The organism is Pseudomonas fluorescens (assembly GCF_000802965.1).
Classification (GTDB): Bacteria; Pseudomonadota; Gammaproteobacteria; order Pseudomonadales; family Pseudomonadaceae; genus Aquipseudomonas; species Aquipseudomonas fluorescens_A.
The window spans coordinates 37,551-53,533 of the sequence record NZ_JSAK01000034.1 but is presented as its reverse complement, the minus strand read 5'-3'; the positions used below and the strand labels follow the sequence as shown (position 1 = coordinate 53,533).

At 59.0% G+C, this 15,983-nt stretch carries 13 protein-coding genes and 5 tRNA genes; 6 read left to right on the top strand and 12 right to left on the bottom strand.

The genetic code is table 11. From position 1 onward, the window contains the following. Window positions 1–207 precede the first annotated feature (207 nt). Complete coding sequence (locus NL64_RS25915; RefSeq protein WP_034150910.1) at window positions 208–2,490, top strand: nitric-oxide reductase large subunit; 2,283 nt, start codon at window positions 208–210, stop codon at window positions 2,488–2,490. 50 nt (window positions 2,491–2,540) lie between these two features. Here the strand turns inward: NL64_RS25915 and NL64_RS25910 are convergent, their stop codons facing one another. The 10 genes from NL64_RS25910 to gltX all read right to left on the bottom strand — a co-directional run bounded on the left by NL64_RS25910 (window position 2,541) and on the right by gltX (window position 8,467). Further along, on the bottom strand, window positions 2,541–2,987 hold the full coding sequence (locus NL64_RS25910; RefSeq protein WP_034150909.1) for an Hsp20 family protein: 447 nt from the start codon (window positions 2,985–2,987) through the stop codon (window positions 2,541–2,543). Between the two features lie 131 nt (window positions 2,988–3,118). Further along, the gene (locus NL64_RS25905) at window positions 3,119–4,078 is read right to left on the bottom strand and encodes a tRNA dihydrouridine synthase (RefSeq protein WP_034150908.1); all 960 of its coding nucleotides are present in this window, start codon (window positions 4,076–4,078) and stop codon (window positions 3,119–3,121) included. 63 nt (window positions 4,079–4,141) lie between these two features. Then, entirely contained in the window at window positions 4,142–4,579 is a 438-nt protein-coding gene (locus NL64_RS25900) for an acyl-CoA thioesterase (protein ID WP_034150907.1), read from the bottom strand. Between the two features lie 48 nt (window positions 4,580–4,627). Then, window positions 4,628–5,461, bottom strand: a complete 834-nt coding sequence (locus tag NL64_RS25895) for an alpha/beta fold hydrolase (RefSeq protein WP_034150906.1) — start codon at window positions 5,459–5,461, stop codon at window positions 4,628–4,630. A gap of 29 nt (window positions 5,462–5,490) precedes the next feature. After that, window positions 5,491–6,030: a TetR/AcrR family transcriptional regulator gene (locus tag NL64_RS25890; protein WP_034150905.1), complete on the bottom strand. Its 540-nt coding sequence runs from the start codon at window positions 6,028–6,030 to the stop codon at window positions 5,491–5,493. A 184-nt stretch (window positions 6,031–6,214) separates the two neighbouring features. After that, window positions 6,215–6,290 (bottom strand) — tRNA-Glu (locus tag NL64_RS25885). Between the two features lie 79 nt (window positions 6,291–6,369). Then, window positions 6,370–6,445: transfer RNA gene (locus NL64_RS25880), tRNA-Ala, on the bottom strand. A gap of 53 nt (window positions 6,446–6,498) precedes the next feature. After that, window positions 6,499–6,574: transfer RNA gene (locus NL64_RS25875), tRNA-Glu, on the bottom strand. Between the two features lie 79 nt (window positions 6,575–6,653). Beyond that, window positions 6,654–6,729: transfer RNA gene (locus NL64_RS25870), tRNA-Ala, on the bottom strand. Window positions 6,730–6,985: 256 nt separating this feature from the next. After that, window positions 6,986–8,467, bottom strand: coding sequence for a glutamate--tRNA ligase (gene gltX, locus NL64_RS25865; protein ID WP_034150904.1), 1,482 nt, complete (start codon window positions 8,465–8,467; stop codon window positions 6,986–6,988). A gap of 220 nt (window positions 8,468–8,687) precedes the next feature. Between gltX and NL64_RS25860 the strand changes: the two genes are divergently transcribed. Next, entirely contained in the window at window positions 8,688–9,776 is a 1,089-nt protein-coding gene (locus tag NL64_RS25860) for an HlyD family secretion protein (RefSeq protein ID WP_034150903.1), read from the top strand. Between the two features lie 49 nt (window positions 9,777–9,825). Further along, window positions 9,826–11,316, top strand: coding sequence for an MDR family MFS transporter (locus NL64_RS25855; protein ID WP_172668709.1), 1,491 nt, complete (start codon window positions 9,826–9,828; stop codon window positions 11,314–11,316). Between the two features lie 137 nt (window positions 11,317–11,453). On the opposite strand, the gene uvrB is transcribed toward NL64_RS25855, so the two are convergent. Further along, the gene (gene uvrB, locus NL64_RS25850; RefSeq protein WP_034150901.1) at window positions 11,454–13,469 is read right to left on the bottom strand and encodes an excinuclease ABC subunit UvrB; all 2,016 of its coding nucleotides are present in this window, start codon (window positions 13,467–13,469) and stop codon (window positions 11,454–11,456) included. Window positions 13,470–13,807: 338 nt separating this feature from the next. On the opposite strand from uvrB, the gene NL64_RS25845 reads away from it, so the two are divergent. After that, the gene (locus tag NL64_RS25845) at window positions 13,808–15,004 is read left to right on the top strand and encodes an amino acid aminotransferase (RefSeq protein WP_034150900.1); all 1,197 of its coding nucleotides are present in this window, start codon (window positions 13,808–13,810) and stop codon (window positions 15,002–15,004) included. A 234-nt stretch (window positions 15,005–15,238) separates the two neighbouring features. Next, window positions 15,239–15,451, top strand: a complete 213-nt coding sequence (locus NL64_RS25840; protein ID WP_034150899.1) for a hypothetical protein — start codon at window positions 15,239–15,241, stop codon at window positions 15,449–15,451. Here the strand turns inward: NL64_RS25840 and NL64_RS25835 are convergent. Further along, on the bottom strand, window positions 15,448–15,678 hold the full coding sequence (locus NL64_RS25835) for a hypothetical protein (protein WP_019649343.1): 231 nt from the start codon (window positions 15,676–15,678) through the stop codon (window positions 15,448–15,450). The genes NL64_RS25840 and NL64_RS25835 overlap by 4 nt on opposite strands. A gap of 230 nt (window positions 15,679–15,908) precedes the next feature. Between NL64_RS25835 and NL64_RS25830 the strand changes: the two genes are divergently transcribed. Next, a tRNA-Asn gene (locus NL64_RS25830) sits at window positions 15,909–15,981 on the top strand. Window positions 15,982–15,983 lie beyond the last annotated feature (2 nt).

Here is a 15,983-nt window from a genome sequence, read left to right as displayed (position 1 = left end):
GTGTACAAGTGACGCTGTTCGGGGCGCGCCGTACATTGATCCCACGCATTCGGATCGCGGATGAACATCCCGCCCCACTGATCATGATCGCGGCAACCGATCATTTTCCCGCGTAACACCCCGGCCACTCTTCCCGATCACAGGGCCGGGTTTTCTGCGCCCGCATACCCGTTATGCGGGCGCTTTTTTTTAACAGTGAGGTGATCCATGGGTGAATACCGCAAATTATGGTGGTCGCTGATTGGCGTCCTCGGCGTGACCTTCTGCCTGCTCGGGTGGTTCGGCCACGAGATTTACCGCCAGGCGCCACCGATTCCCCAACAGGTGCAAAACGTCGAGGGCAAAACCTTGTTTGGCGCCAGCGACATTCTCGACGGTCAAACCGCCTGGCAGAGCATCGGCGGCATGCAGTTGGGCTCGATCTGGGGTCACGGTGCCTATCAGGCGCCGGACTGGACCGCCGACTGGTTGCACCGCGAACTGCTCGCCTGGCTGGATCTGGCGGCACAGCAAAGTTACGCCAAGCCCTATCAGGATATCGGTGACGATCAGCAGGCCCTGTTGCGCCATCAACTCAAGCGCGAATACCGCGGCAACCGACTGCTGAACGGCACGCTGGTACTCAGCGAGCGCCGCGTCCAGGCCATCGCCCAAACCGCCGCGTATTACCATGCGCTATTCGGTAATGACGCTGCGCTGCACGGCAGCCGCGAAAGCTTTGCCATGAAAGAAAACACCTTGCCCGACGCGGCCCGGCGCGAGCAGTTGACGCACTTTTTCTTCTGGACTGCCTGGGCAGCCGCCACCGAACGCGACGGACAGACGGCGACCTTTACCAACAACTGGCCCCACGAACCGTTGATCGACAATCACCCGACCGCAGAAAACATGGTCTGGTCGATTGTCAGCATTGTCGTGCTGCTGGCGGGTGTCGGTTTTCTGGTCTGGGGCTGGGCGTTCCTGCGTAACCACGAAGACGGCGAACCCAAAGTGCCGCTTCAAGACCCGCTGAGCCTGATCAAGCTCACACCTTCGCAAAAAGCCCTGGGCAAATACCTGTTGCTGGTCGGCGCGCTGTTCGGCTTCCAGGTACTGATGGGTGGCGTGACGGCTCACTACACAGTCGAAGGCCAGGATTTCTATGGGGTGCCGCTCTCGAAGTGGTTCCCTTATTCGCTGACCCGGACCTGGCACCTGCAGAGCGCGATGTTCTGGATCGCTACCGGTTTCCTGGCGGCCGGGTTGTTTCTGGCGCCGTTCATCAACGGTGGCAAAGACCCGAAATGGCAGAAGCTCGGGGTCGATGTGCTGTTCTGGGCGTTGGTGCTGGTGGTGGTGGTGGTGGGTTCGTATGCCGGCAACTTCCTCGCCATCGCACAATTGATGCCGCAGCAATGGAGTTTCTGGCTCGGCCACCAGGGTTACGAATACGTTGATTTGGGTCGCCTGTGGCAAATCGCCAAATTCGCCGGGATCGTGTTCTGGCTGGTGCTGATGTTGCGCGCGATGGTCCCTGCCTTGCGCCAGCCCGGCGACAAGAACCTGCTGGCGCTGTTGGCCGCGTCCGTGGTGGCTATCGGTTTGTTCTACGGTGCCGGCCTGTTTTATGGCGAGCGCACCAATCTGTCGGTCATGGAGTACTGGCGCTGGTGGGTCGTGCATTTGTGGGTCGAAGGGTTCTTTGAAGTCTTCGCCACGACCGCACTGGCGTTCATCTTCACCAGCATGGGCCTGGTCTCCAAGCGCCTGGCCACAACCGCTACTTTGGGCTCGGCTTCGCTGTTCATGCTCGGCGGCGTGCCCGGCACGTTCCACCACATCTACTTCGCCGGCACCACCACGCCGGTGATGGCCGTTGGCGCAACGTTCAGCGCCCTGGAAGTGGTGCCGTTGATTTTGCTGGGCCACGAAGCCTGGGAGAACTGGCGCCTGAAAGAACGCGCGCCGTGGATGGCCCAGCTTCGCTGGCCGTTGCAGTTCTTTATCGCTACGGCGTTCTGGAACATGCTCGGCGCCGGGGTGTTCGGCTTCCTGATCAACCCACCGATTGCGCTGTATTACATCCAGGGCCTGAACACCACGCCATTGCACGCTCACGCGGCGCTGTTCGGGGTTTACGGTTCCCTTGCACTGGGCTTTTGCTTGCTGATCCTGCGCTACCTGCGACCGAATTTGCGGTTCAACGACCGCCTGATGAAAACCGGTTTCTGGTGGCTTAACGGTGGTCTGATGCTGATGATCGTCACCAGTTTGCTGCCCATCGGTCTCCTGCAGTTCTACGCCAGCGCCAGCCAGGGCTTGTGGTACGCCCGCAGCGAAGCGTTCATGCAGCAGAACCTGCTGCAAACCCTGCGTTGGGTTCGCACCTTCGGTGACATTGTGTTTCTGGTCGGCGCCTTTGCGGTGATCTGGCAAATCGCCGGGGGCTTGCTGTTTTCGTCCCGGCACCCGCGAGCGGTGGAGTCCGCAACCGTGACCGGCCAACGTTAAATCGCAGACACAAAAAAGGGCGCCATTGGCGCCCTTCTTGTTTGCTCCGCTTAGTGTTGCAGAGCTGGTTTTTGCGTCCCGTTGATCGGGATGCGCTTGGCTTTCGCCTCTTCCGGAATCACCCGCAGCAGGTCAATGCTCAACAGACCGTTGCTCAGGTCGGCAGCCTTGATTTCGATGTGGTCTGCCAGTCGGAACGACAGCTTGAACGCGCGCTGGGCGATGCCTTGATGCAGGAAGGTCACGCCTTCATTCGCATCGCGCTTGCCGCCACTGATGGTCAGCACACCCTTCTCCACTTGCAGCTCCAGGTCTTCTTCCTGGAAACCGGCCGCGGCCACGACGATGCGGTATTGATCGTCACCGTGCTTTTCGACGTTGTAGGGTGGGTAAGTGCTGCCTGGCTCGTTGCGCAGGGCGGTTTCGAACAAGTCGTTGAAACGGTCGAAGCCTACCGAGGAACGGAACAGTGGGGCCAGGGAAAATGCAGTAGTCATGGTTCAAATCTCCTGAAAACAATCAGCAAGGTTTTTTGTCTCCGCGACCCGAATTCGGCATCACGTAACCCTTAGATAGGGACCGCTGATTTCTTTTCAAGAGGTTTTTTTCAGTTTTTTTTAAACGGTTTTCAGGCGGCTTCTGCCACTTGCAGACCCAGCAAGCGTGAAACCTGATCCAGTTCAGTCTCTCGACGCAGCACGGTAAACAGCTCTACGGCCTCAGGATAATTGCGGGTCAACATCGCCAGCCACTGCTTCAAGCGACCCGGCGATTGGCGCGCGGTCATTTGCGCCTTGGCTTGCAGCCAGAAGTCCTGGATCAGCGGCAGCAGCTCGGCCCAGGTCATCTCGACGACCTCTTCGCCGGCCCGCGCCGCGGCGATTTGCCGGGCCAGATCCGGGCGCGAAACCAGGCCGCGGCCGAGCATGATGTCCTCCACGCCGCTGATTTCGCGGCAACGGCGCCAGTCTTCGACGCTCCAGATATCGCCGTTGGCGAACACCGGCACCTTGACCACGTCCTGCACCCGGGGAATCCACTCCCAATGCGCCGGCGGCTTGTAGCCGTCCATTTTGGTCCGCGCGTGAACCACGATGTGTTCCGCGCCGCCTTCGGCCAGTGCCGTGGCGCAGACCAGCGAACCGTCCGGACTGTCGAAACCCAGGCGCATTTTCGCGGTGACCGGAATGTGCGCCGGAACGGCGCGACGGACATGCTCGACGATCTGGTTCAGCAGCTCAGGCTCTTTGAGCAACACTGCGCCGCCACGGGACTTGTTCACGGTCTTGGCCGGGCAGCCGAAATTCAGGTCAATGACTTCAGAGCCCAGTTCGCAAGCCAGCGCGGCGTTTTCCGCCAGGCAGACCGGATCGGAACCCAACAGCTGCACACGCAGCGGTACACCAGAAGCGGTGCGGGCACCATTCAGCAATTCCGGGCCGAACTTATGGAAATAGGCAGGCGTGAGCAACTGATCGTTGACACGAATGAACTCGGTTACGCACCAGTCAATGCCGCCCACTCGGGTCAGCACGTCGCGCAGGATGTCGTCGACCAACCCCTCCATGGGCGCCAAAGCAATTTGCATGAAAAACACACTCAACGAAAAACGTGCGGCAGTTTACTGGATTACGGTTCTGAAAAGGTTGTGTCAGGCAGGTATTTGAATGGCCGGGCCGTAACCCTCGATGAACTCGACCGGCATGCGCTTGGGCTTGCCGCTGGACAGCTCAATGCAAACGAACGTGGTTTGCGCACGCAGTAACGTCGAGTTGTCGCTCGGGCGCTTCAACTGGAAGTGCCGGGTCATCTTCAGGCGCTGGTCCCAATCGACGATCCACGTCGCCAATTGCAACTCATCGCCTTCATAAGCGGCGGCGAGGTAATCGATCTCATGACGCACCACCGCCATCGCGCGGTCCAGCCGACGATACTCGACCAGATCCAGCCCCAGGCGTTGAGAGTGGCGCCAGGCACAGCGCTCGAGCCAGGTCACGTACACCGCGTTATTGGCGTGGCCCAGCCCGTCGATGTCTTCGGCGCCCACTTGCAGATCAATGATAAATGGCGTTGCCCGATCCCAGCCCATGCCCCACTCCCGGTCAGATAATTTCGACCGGGGCAGTGTAACGGATGCTCAGGCCGATTGGCGCGATTGCAGACTGCGACCCGCCAGCAGTGATAACACGCCATCAATGACCCGAGGGTCCGCCAGCACTCGCTGATGACCGCCCTCTTCGAGGCGCAACAGGCGACTGTCGAACCAGGCTTCATGGATCAATTGCGATTCTTTGACCGGAACAAAGTTGTCGTCTTCGGCATGGACGATCAGGCCGGGCATGTCGAGTTGATAGTGTGCGACATCCAGCATCGCAGCGCGCATGCCGACGTCTTTCTCGACCTGGCGGATGAACGCCGAGCGGGCCTTCGGCGGCAGTCGTACGTAGCGGGCAAAGCCGCGCAGCACACCGAGAATCCGCGCCGGGGCGCCAATGGTGACCAAGGTTTCGGTGCGCAAGCCCAATTGCACGGCAAGCATGGCGCTGGCGCCGCCCATGGAGTGACCGATGACCGCTTGCAGCGGGGGCAATTCGGCGGCGGCTTCGAGCATGGCACGGGCGAACAACACAACATTCGCCTCACTGCCAGGCGATCGGCCATGCGCCGGACCGTCCAGAGCCACGACCGAGTATCCGGCATCGACCAATGCGGTGATGAGGCTGGCGAACTGCGTCGGCCGACCTTCCCAGCCGTGCATCAGCAACACAGCCGGGCCTTGCCCCCAACGCAGTGCCGAGAGACCGAAACGCAAGGTGATCCGTTCGGATTTGGCCAGGAGTGGCAGCTCCCAATCACGCGGTGGAAAATCCCGCGGCGTCATGAACGCCAGTCGCATTTTGCTCGCCACCAGTTTCGGGGCAAACCAGCCCAAGGTGCCGTTAACGCCACGAACCCACTTCAACGTGCTCATCGCATTCTCCCCAGGCCGCAGCCTTCAGGTCAGCGCACCGCCGATTTGGCAGCGCGTAGCAATCGATCAGATAAATCACCAGGTCCCAGCGCCCGTGCGAGGGCCAGGCCGCCCACCATCAAGGCCAGGTCGGCCAGGGCTTTGTCGGTGTCTTCAGGACTGGCCGCCAACTGCGCGACCATCAGCTCCATGTGTTCATTCAGCGCGATTCGAAACGCATCAGGCAGGCGTCCAAGCTCACCAATCGAGGCCGGAATCGGACACGCAGACTCGCTGGAATCACGGTGTTTGCGTGACAGATAAAACGCCGCAACCAGTGTGCGTCGCTCTTCGCCGGACAATTCGGCATCCATGTCGGCAATCAGGTCACGGCGGTGACCCAGCAATTGCTTGAACGCTTCAAGCATCATTGCGTCCTTGCTTTCGAAGTGCGCATAAAAGCCGCCGACCGTCAGACCGGCTGCGCCCATCACTTCACCAACGCTCGGCTCGGCCGGCCCGCGCTGAATCAGCGCAGCGCTGGCAGCCTTGAGGATGCGTTCGCGGGTTTGAGCTTTTTTATCGTTCATCGTTGCCTCCGAATATTACGACTAGAATATTATTCGCATAATAATTTTCTGCAAGTCGTGGATGTGACCGCTGGTCTGAAGAACAGTTTGAAAGAATTGGGGGGATTTGGCCAAACGCCAGACAAACAAAAGGGCCATTCAATAATTGAATGACCCTTATAAAATCCCGCAGAGCGGGTAATCGTGGCGTCCCCTAGGGGACTCGAACCCCTGTTACCGCCGTGAAAGGGCGGTGTCCTAGGCCACTAGACGAAGGGGACACAAACCCTTCTATACAATGATCAGTGCTGAGAGCTGATCGATTCAAGGCCGGTGTGGCCAGACCTTGAACTGTAAAATTGGTGGAGCTAAGCGGGATCGAACCGCTGACCTCCTGCATGCCATGCAGGCGCTCTCCCAGCTGAGCTATAGCCCCGGATTTTTCGCCTCGCGGCGGAGCGACATTTTGCAACATCGCTTCTGTAAAACTGGCGTCCCCTAGGGGACTCGAACCCCTGTTACCGCCGTGAAAGGGCGGTGTCCTAGGCCACTAGACGAAGGGGACGCAAACCCTTCTATACAACTGATCAACACTGAGTGCTGATCGCTTCAATGCCGGTGTGGCCAGGCCTTGAAGTGTAAATTGGTGGAGCTAGACGGGATCGAACCGTCGACCTCTTGCATGCCATGCAAGCGCTCTCCCAGCTGAGCTATAGCCCCTCATCGTTGATGTCATCGCTGAGGACGGGGCGAATCTTAAGGGCGTATCGAAAGCCTGTCAAACTTATTTTGCAAAAAATTTAAAATTTTTTGCCGACATAACAACCACTTACCGCCCTCTCCCCGAAAATCGAGAGGTTTGCAACATATGCGCCCTATAGGAGCTGCCGCAGGCTGCGATCTTTTGACGTTGGTTTTTAGAAGCAAGATCAAAAGATCGCAGGCTGCGCCAGCTCCTACAGTAAATCAAAAGCGTTTAGGCGATAGCGCCGAGGAGCTTTTCCCACTCTTTGTTTTCTTTCTTCGACACACCACCGAGCAAGTCGATGGCCTGGCGCAAGCGGAAACGCGTCAGATCCGGACCGAGGATTTCCATCGCATCAAGCACCGACACCGAGCTGGCCTGGCCTGTGATCGCAGCGAACATCAGCGGCATGGCGTCACGCAGCTTCAGTTCCAGAGACTCGACCACGGCCTGAATCGTTGCCGTGATGCTGTCCTTTTCCCACTGACGCAGGCTTTCCAGCTTCCACAGGATCAACTGCATCAACTGACGAACCTGATCGCCCGACAGTTTCTTCGATTCGAACAGCTTCGCATCCGGATTCACGCCACCGGCAAAGAAGAACCCGGCCAGCGGTGCGACCTGGCTGAAGGTTTCGACCCGGCCCTGAACGTGCGGCGCGATCTTCATCATGTATTCGGAATTGAACGCCCACTTCTGCACGCGAGCGGCAAATTCTTCCACCGGCAAGTCGCGCAGCCATTGGCCGTTGAGCCACGACAGTTTCTCGATGTCGAAAATCGGCCCGCCGAGGGAAACACGCTTGAGATCGAAGTTGTCGACCATTTCCTGCAGCGAGAACTTCTCGCGCTCGTCCGGCATCGACCAGCCCATGCGGCCCAGGTAGTTGAGCATTGCTTCCGGCATGAAGCCCATGCGCTCGTAGAAGGTCACCGAGGTCGGGTTCTTGCGCTTGGACAGCTTGCTCTTGTCCGGGTTACGCAGCAGCGGCATGTAGCACAGCTCTGGTTGTTCCCAGCCGAAGTACTCGTACAGCAGGATCAGTTTCGGCGCCGATGGCAGCCATTCTTCGCCACGCAATACGTGGGTGATGCCCATCAAGTGATCGTCGACCACGTTGGCCAGGAAGTAGGTCGGCAGACCGTCAGTCTTCATCAGGACTTGCATGTCCATGCGGTCCCACGGGATTTCCACGTCGCCACGCAGCATGTCCGGAACCACGCAGACGCCTTCGCTCGGCACCTTCATGCGGATCACGTGCGGCTCGCCAGCGGCCAGGCGACGCGCCACTTCTTCCTTGGATAGCAGCAGCGCACGGCCGTCATAACGCGGGGTTTCGCCGCGAGCCATTTGCTCGGCGCGCATTTGGTCCAGCTCTTCAGCGGTGCAGAAGCACGGGAAGGCATGGCCCATTTCGATCAGTTGCTGGCAGTACTTCTGGTAAATCTCGCCGCGCTCGCTTTGACGGTACGGACCGTGCGGGCCGCCGACGTCCGGGCCTTCGCTCCAGTCGATGCCCAACCAGCGCAGGGCGTCGAAAATCTGCTGTTCGGACTCACGGGTCGAACGCAATTGGTCGGTGTCTTCGATCCGCAGGATGAACTCACCGCCGTGCTGCTTGGCAAAGCAGTAGTTGAACAATGCGATGTAAGCGGTACCTACGTGGGGGTCCCCGGTAGGCGATGGCGCGATGCGCGTGCGGACGGTGGTCATGGCAAGTCTCGAAAAGAAGATCAAACAAAGGGCGAATGGTAACAGGCGACACCCGCCCCGCTCCAGTGAACAGGGCATTTAAGCCAAGGTTGCGTCTACAACGCCCGTATAGCGTGGTGAATGGCCGAATATCAGCCGATGGCATTTACCGTTTATCGGCTGTATGCCAGATTCACCTGCTGATAACTTTCCTTACATATTCTCGACTACAGTTTGCCCCATGCCTGCCCAACTCAAGCGTCGCCTGTCCATTTTCCTGTTAATTGTCCTGCTGATCGCCGGGGGCTTTTTCGCCCAGTGGTTTTTCAAGGGACGGTTTTATGAAAGCACTGACAACGCCTATGTCCAGGGGGAGATCACCCGCGTGTCGAGCCAGTTGGGTGCGCGCATCGATAAAGTATTGGTGCAGGACAACCAGCACGTCGAGAAAGGCCAGCTGCTGATCCGGCTCGAAGGCGATGATTTCCGCCTCGCCGTCGACCGCGCCAACGCGGCACTCGCCACCCGCCAGGCCGAACGCCTGCAAGCCCAAAGCAAACTCACACAGCAGGCCAGCCTGATTGCCGCCAGCGATGCGCAAGTCGCGTCCACCCAGGCGAGCCTCAGTCGCTCGCAGATCGACTTGACCCGAGCAGAGACCTTGCGCAAACCCGGCTACGTCTCGGAAGAACGGGTCACCACCCTCTCCGCCGACAACCACATTGCCCGCTCACAACTGACCAAGGCCCAGGCAGATGCCCAGGGCCAGCGCCAGCAAGTCAACGCACTGACCGCCGAAATCAAACGCCTGGACGCACAGATCGCCAATGCCAAGGCCGATCTGGCACAGACCGAGCTGAACCTGACCCGCAGCGAAATTCACGCACCCATCAGCGGCCTGATTGGCCAGCGCGCCGCCCGCGAAGGCCAATACGTGCAGGCCGGCGCCTATTTGCTGTCGATCGTGCCCGATGAGGACATCTGGATTCAGGCCAACTTCAAGGAAACCCAGATCGGCCACATGCAGCCCGGCCAGAAGGCCGAACTGACCTTCGACGCTTACGGTGATACGCCGATCGAAGCTCGGGTCGACAGCCTGTTCGCCGCTTCGGGTGCGCAGTTCAGCCTGCTACCACCGGACAATGCCACGGGCAACTTCACCAAAGTCGTTCAACGGATTCCGGTAAAACTGACCTTCGCCGCAAACAATCCCCTACATGGCAAGATCCGCCCGGGCATGTCGGTCACCGCCAAGGTGAATATCAAGGATGCCCCGGAAAACGCCAGCGCCAAATTGAGCAGCCAAGACGCCCCTGAAGATGGCCGGTGATCAACTGATCCGCCCGGTCGGGGAACCGACGCGGCGGGACTGGATCGCGGTGATGAGCGTGATGCTCGGCGCGTTCATGGCGGTGTTGGATATCCAGATCACCAACTCGTCGCTCAAGGATATTCAGGGTGCGCTGTCGGCGACCCTGGAAGAAGGCTCGTGGATTTCCACCTCCTACCTGGTCGCGGAAATCATCATGATTCCGCTGACTGCGTGGCTGGTGCAGCTGCTGTCGGCGCGACGGTTGGCGGTATGGGTATCCCTCGGTTTTCTTGCTGCCTCCCTGCTCTGCTCCATGGCCTGGAGCCTGGAAAGCATGATCGTCTTTCGTGCCTTGCAGGGCTTCACCGGGGGCGCACTGATCCCGCTGGCATTCACCCTCACGCTGATCAAACTTCCCGAGCATCACCGTGCCAAAGGCATGGCGATGTTTGCCATGACCGCCACCTTCGCACCTTCGATCGGCCCGACACTGGGCGGCTGGCTCACCGAAAACTGGGGCTGGGAATACATCTTCTACATTAACGTACCGCCAGGGCTGATCATGATCGCCGGCCTGATGTACGGCCTGGAGAAGAAAGAAGCACATTGGGAACTGCTGAAAAGCACCGATTACGCCGGCATCGTCACACTCGGCGTCGGCCTCGGTTGTTTGCAAGTATTTCTGGAGGAAGGCCACCGCAAGGACTGGCTGGAATCGAACCTGATCGTGACCCTCGGCAGCATCGCGCTGATCAGCCTGATCACCTTTGTGATCGTGCAGTTCTCCAAACCCAATCCGCTGATCAACCTTGGCATTCTCGGTAATCGCAATTTCGGCTTATCGAGTATTTCCAGTATTGGGATGGGCGTCGGTTTGTATGGCTCGATTTACCTGTTGCCGCTGTACCTGGCGCAAATCCAGAACTACAACGCGCTGCAAATCGGCGAAGTGATCATGTGGATGGGCGTGCCGCAGCTGTTCTTGATTCCGCTGGTGCCCAAGCTGATGAAGTACATCTCGCCGAAATGGCTGTGTACGTTTGGTTTCGCGCTGTTCGGGATGGCGAGTTTCTTTTCAGGGGTGCTGAACCCGGACTTCGCCGGGCCGCAATTCAATCAGATCCAGTTGCTCCGCGCCCTGGGTCAACCGCTGATCATGGTGACCATCTCGTTGATCGCCACCACCTACATCCTGCCGCAAGATGCGGGTTCGGCATCGAGCCTGTTCAACATCCTGCGCAACCTCGGCGGTGCGATCGGCATCGCCCTGCTCGCGACACTGCTGGATGCGCGAACCAAGACCTATTTTGATTACTTGCGCGAATCCATCGTACCGAGCAACCCTCAGGTGGCCGAACGCCTGGCGTCATTGACCGACAGGCTGGGCAACGAAACGGCGGCGTTGGGCAAGCTCAGTGAGATAGCGCATCAGCAGGCGTCGATCATGGCCTACAACGATGCGTTTCATTTTGTCGGGATTGCGCTGGGGATCAGCATGTTGGCGGTGTTGTTGACCCGGAAATTGCCGGTGGGGGTGAAGGCTGGCGAAGCACATTGATTCTTCAGCGCTATCACTGACCTCATCGCGGGCAAGCCCGCTCCCACAGGGTATGTGTCGACCATAAACTATGTGAACAACTTCAATCCTTGTGGGAGCGGGCTTGCCCGCGATGAGGCCCTGACAGACGCTGAAGATCAAACCGTGATCAACCGCTCCCGCAACTTGCCGATCTCATCGCGCATCTGTGCTGCCGCTTCAAACTCGAGATCACGCGCCAACGCATACATCTTCTCTTCCAGCGCCTTGATGCGCTTGGCGATCTCGCCCGGTGAGCGCAATTCGGCTTCGTACTTGGCGTTTTCCTCGGCGGCCTTGGCCATGCCTTTGCGCTTCTTGCTGCGCGAGCCCGGCACGGTCGCGCCTTCCATGATGTCGGCGACGTCCTTGAACACGCCTTTTGGCGTAATGCCGTTGGCCAGGTTGAAGGCGATCTGCTTGTCGCGCCGACGCTCGGTCTCGCCGATTGCGCGCTCCATGGAACCGGTGATGCGGTCGGCATACAGAATCGCCCGGCCGTTGAGGTTTCGCGCGGCGCGGCCGATGGTCTGGATCAGCGAGCGCTCGGAACGCAGGAAGCCTTCCTTGTCGGCGTCGAGGATCGCCACCAATGACACTTCCGGCATGTCCAGGCCTTCGCGCAGCAGGTTGATCCCCACCAGCACATCGAAAGTGCCGAGGCGAAGATCGCGGATGATTTCGACCCGCTCCACGGTGTCGATGTCCGAGTGCAGGTAGCGCACGCGCACGCCATGGTCTGCCAGGTAATCGGTCAAGTCTTCGGCCATGCGCTTGGTCAGCGTGGTGACCAGCACCCGTTCTTCCAGCGCAACGCGCTTGCTGATTTCCGATAGTAAGTCGTCGACTTGGGTCAGTGCCGGGCGGATCTCGATTTGCGGGTCGACCAGACCGGTCGGACGCACCACCATGTCAATGACGCGCCCGGCGTGCTCGGCTTCGTAGTTGCCCGGTGTCGCCGAGACGAAAATCGTCTGCGGGCTGATGCTTTCCCACTCGTCAAAACGCATCGGCCGGTTATCCAGCGCCGAGGGCAGGCGGAAACCGTACTCCACCAGTGTCTCTTTACGGGAGCGGTCACCCTTATACATCGCGCCGACCTGCGGCACGCTGACGTGGGATTCGTCGATCACCAGCAAGGCGTCTGCCGGCAGGTAATCGTAAAGGGTCGGTGGTGGCGCGCCGGCTTCGCGACCGGACAAATAGCGTGAGTAGTTTTCGATGCCGTTGCAATAGCCCAGTTCGAGGATCATCTCCAGGTCGAATCGGGTGCGTTGCTCCAGACGCTGGGCTTCCACCAGTTTGTTGTTGGAACGCAGGTATTCCAGGCGCTCTTTCAGCTCGACCTTAATGCCCTCGACGGCGCCCATCAGCGTTTCCCGTGGCGTCACGTAGTGGCTTTTCGGGTAGAACGTGAAGCGCGGCAGTTTGCGGATGACTTCGCCGGTCAGCGGATCGAATGCCGACAGGCTTTCCACTTCGTCATCGAACAGCTCGATGCGGATCGCTTCGAAGTCGGATTCCGCCGGGTGGATATCAATTACGTCGCCGCGCACACGAAACGTCGCACGAGCGAATTCCATGTCGTTGCGGGTGTATTGCAAGTCAGCTAGACGTCGCAGCAACTCACGTTGATCGAGCTTGTCGCCGCGATCCACGTGCAGAACCATCTTCAGATAGGTTTCCGGGCTGCCCAGACCGTAGATGCACGACACCGTGGTGACGATGATCGCGTCCTTGCGCTCCAGCAACGCCTTGGTCGCGGAAAGACGCATTTGCTCGATGTGGTCGTTGATCGAGGCGTCTTTCTCGATAAAGGTGTCCGAGGACGGCACGTACGCTTCAGGCTGGTAGTAGTCGTAGTAGGAAACGAAATACTCCACGGCGTTGTTCGGGAAGAACGCCTTGAACTCCCCGTACAACTGCGCCGCCAGGGTCTTGTTCGGTGCCAGCACCAGGGTCGGACGCTGCACCTGGGCTATCACGTTGGCGATGCTGAAGGTCTTGCCCGAGCCGGTCACACCAAGCAACGTCTGGTGCGCCAACCCGGCTTCGATGCCCTCGACCATCAGGCGGATGGCTTCCGGCTGATCGCCGGCGGGCTCGAAGCGGGTGACTAACTGGAATTCAGACATTCAATACCCCTGGGGTCGCGCCTGACCGGTCAAACCGGACAGCAACGAGAAAGACCGCAAACGACCGACGTCGCCCGAGGAAAAAACTGGATTGTGCTCAATGTGGAGCCGATTGCCCTAGCTTTCAAGGCAAACGTCCTACATCCCTTGAAGTCTTTGACGACGTCAATCGACTAACGGTCGAAAAATAATCGGAAAAACTTACCTTAAAAGCCGAATCGTCTGTCGCCATCAATCGCGGATGGCCTCTATACTAGCTCCCCGTTTGTGCACCGCTCTAGTGCATTCGGCTGGAGCGCGACACGTCCCTCCATCCTCCATTCAGAGCCGCCGCAAAAATGAGCCTGTTCTCCGCTGTCGAAATGGCACCACGCGATCCAATCCTGGGCCTCAACGAAGCATTCAACGCCGATACCCGTACCAATAAGGTCAACCTGGGCGTCGGTGTTTATTGCAACGAGGAGGGGAAAATTCCACTCCTGCGCGCCGTTGTCGAAGCCGAAACCATTCGCGTCGCTCAACATGCTTCCCGTGGCTACCTGCCAATCGACGGCATCGCTGCCTACGACCAGGCCGTGCAAAAATTGCTGTTCGGCAATGATTCCCCGCTGATCGCTTCCGGCCGCGTCCTCACCACTCAGGCCGTTGGTGGCACTGGCGCCCTGAAAATCGGTGCCGACTTCCTCAAGCAATTGCTGCCGAACGCCGTCGTGGCGATCAGCGACCCGAGCTGGGAAAACCACCGTGCGCTGTTCGAAACCGCCGGTTTCCCGGTACAGAACTATCGCTACTACGACGCCGCGACCCACGACGTGAACCGCGTCGGTCTGCTGGAAGACCTGAACGCCCTGCCAAACGGCTCGATCGTTGTGCTGCACGCTTGCTGCCACAATCCGACCGGCGTGGACCTGAGCCCGGCGGACTGGAAAAACGTTCTGGACGTAGTGAAAGCGAAAAACCATGTGCCATTCCTCGACATGGCGTATCAAGGTTTCGGCGATGGCATCGACGAAGACGCCGCTGCCGTGCGTCTGTTCGCGGAATCGGGCCTGACCTTCTTCGTCTCCAGCTCGTTCTCCAAATCGTTCTCGTTATACGGCGAGCGCGTTGGCGCCCTGTCGATCGTCAGCGAATCGAAAGAGGAAAGCGCGCGCGTGCTGTCGCAAGTCAAACGCGTGATCCGCACCAACTACTCCAACCCGCCGACCCACGGTGCAAGCATCGTTGCTGCTGTACTGAACAGCCCGGAACTGCGCGCCCAGTGGGAAGCCGAACTGGCCGAAATGCGCCTGCGCATTCGTGGCATGCGCACCCAGATGGTCGAGACCCTGGCGAAAAACGCACCGCAACGTGATTTCAGCTTCGTCGGTCGTCAGCGTGGCATGTTCTCGTACTCCGGCCTGAGCGTTGAACAGGTTCACCGTTTGCGCAACGAGTTCGGCATTTACGCGCTGGACACCGGTCGTATCTGCGTGGCTGCGTTGAATCAGAGCAACATCAAAGCTGTGACGGATGCGATCGTTCAGGTGATCTGAACCGCGCCGTGATACGAAAAACGGGAAGCCTTCTGGCTTCCCGTTTTTTATTTGTCGCAGATAAATCTCAAAGCGGCGACCGAGCCCTTAAACTGCACGCTATCTACTGTAGGAGCCGGCTTGCTGGCGATAGCGATCAATCATCACACATCAATGTTGAATGTATGGCCTCTTCGCCAGCAAGCCGGCTCCTACAGGTTTCGTGTACATCCGAGATTTTCAAAGAGAACCCACATGAAAAACGATGACCTTCGCGCTGACCGCGATGACCTTGACGACCTGGACCGCTTTACTCCTCGCACCCCAGCCAAACAACGAGGCAACAACCTGGTGATGCAAGTCGCTGCCGGCGTGTTTCTCGGCGGTCTGGCCTTGTGGCTGGTGCAACTGGGCGCTACGGCGCTCTACGCCAAACTGATGATGGGCACGATCACTTTCGGCGGTTAAGCCAACTCGCTCGCGCGCTGGCTGGCGGCGTCGTCATAGGCGACGTAAAGCGATTCCGCGACCTGGCTTTTGATCGCCTTGGTGCTTTCCAGGCCCAGGACAAACCCCTCGGCCTTGCCGCCCGCGCGATTTAATTCGTCAGCGGTGCTGGCCTGAGTGATGGCGTCGAACAGCTTCTCGGCGTGCGGGCCTACCCCTTTGGGCAGGCTGATCTGGGCGATGCTCATGCAAGCACCTCGTTGTTTCGAGGCGTTGTGGTGGTCAAACGAGACATGGCGCTTACCTTTTCGGCGAATGGACGGTAGCGCGTGTAACCACTTCCGGGCGGCCATGGTAGACCCCTGAGACGATTCTGGTAACCGCCAATCACCGAGAAACCACCGTCCGTCCCGATGAAACCGTGAAGTTGCTATCAGACGCTTGACTTCTCTTTTTGAATCAGTAACATAGGCGCCATTTCGCGATAGCTCAGTTGGTAGAGCAAGTGACTGTTAATCACTGGGTCCCTGGTTCGAGTCCAGGTCGTGGAGCA

What these genes read in the sequence shown, in the direction of transcription:
- NL64_RS25915 (WP_034150910.1), top strand. Translation starts at nt 208, where the DNA reads ATGGGTGAATACCGCAAATTATGGTGGTCGCTGATTGGCGTCCTCGGC.
- NL64_RS25910 (WP_034150909.1), bottom strand. Translation starts at nt 2,987, where the DNA reads ATGACTACTGCATTTTCCCTGGCCCCACTGTTCCGTTCCTCGGTAGGC.
- NL64_RS25845 (WP_034150900.1), top strand. Translation starts at nt 13,808, where the DNA reads ATGAGCCTGTTCTCCGCTGTCGAAATGGCACCACGCGATCCAATCCTG.
- NL64_RS25905 (WP_034150908.1), bottom strand. Translation starts at nt 4,078, where the DNA reads ATGCAAATTGCTTTGGCGCCCATGGAGGGGTTGGTCGACGACATCCTG.
- NL64_RS25895 (WP_034150906.1), bottom strand. Translation starts at nt 5,461, where the DNA reads ATGAGCACGTTGAAGTGGGTTCGTGGCGTTAACGGCACCTTGGGCTGG.
- NL64_RS25840 (WP_034150899.1), top strand. Translation starts at nt 15,239, where the DNA reads ATGAAAAACGATGACCTTCGCGCTGACCGCGATGACCTTGACGACCTG.
- NL64_RS25835 (WP_019649343.1), bottom strand. Translation starts at nt 15,678, where the DNA reads ATGAGCATCGCCCAGATCAGCCTGCCCAAAGGGGTAGGCCCGCACGCC.
- uvrB (WP_034150901.1), bottom strand. Translation starts at nt 13,469, where the DNA reads ATGTCTGAATTCCAGTTAGTCACCCGCTTCGAGCCCGCCGGCGATCAG.
- NL64_RS25860 (WP_034150903.1), top strand. Translation starts at nt 8,688, where the DNA reads ATGCCTGCCCAACTCAAGCGTCGCCTGTCCATTTTCCTGTTAATTGTC.
- NL64_RS25900 (WP_034150907.1), bottom strand. Translation starts at nt 4,579, where the DNA reads ATGGGCTGGGATCGGGCAACGCCATTTATCATTGATCTGCAAGTGGGC.
- NL64_RS25890 (WP_034150905.1), bottom strand. Translation starts at nt 6,030, where the DNA reads ATGAACGATAAAAAAGCTCAAACCCGCGAACGCATCCTCAAGGCTGCC.
- gltX (WP_034150904.1), bottom strand. Translation starts at nt 8,467, where the DNA reads ATGACCACCGTCCGCACGCGCATCGCGCCATCGCCTACCGGGGACCCC.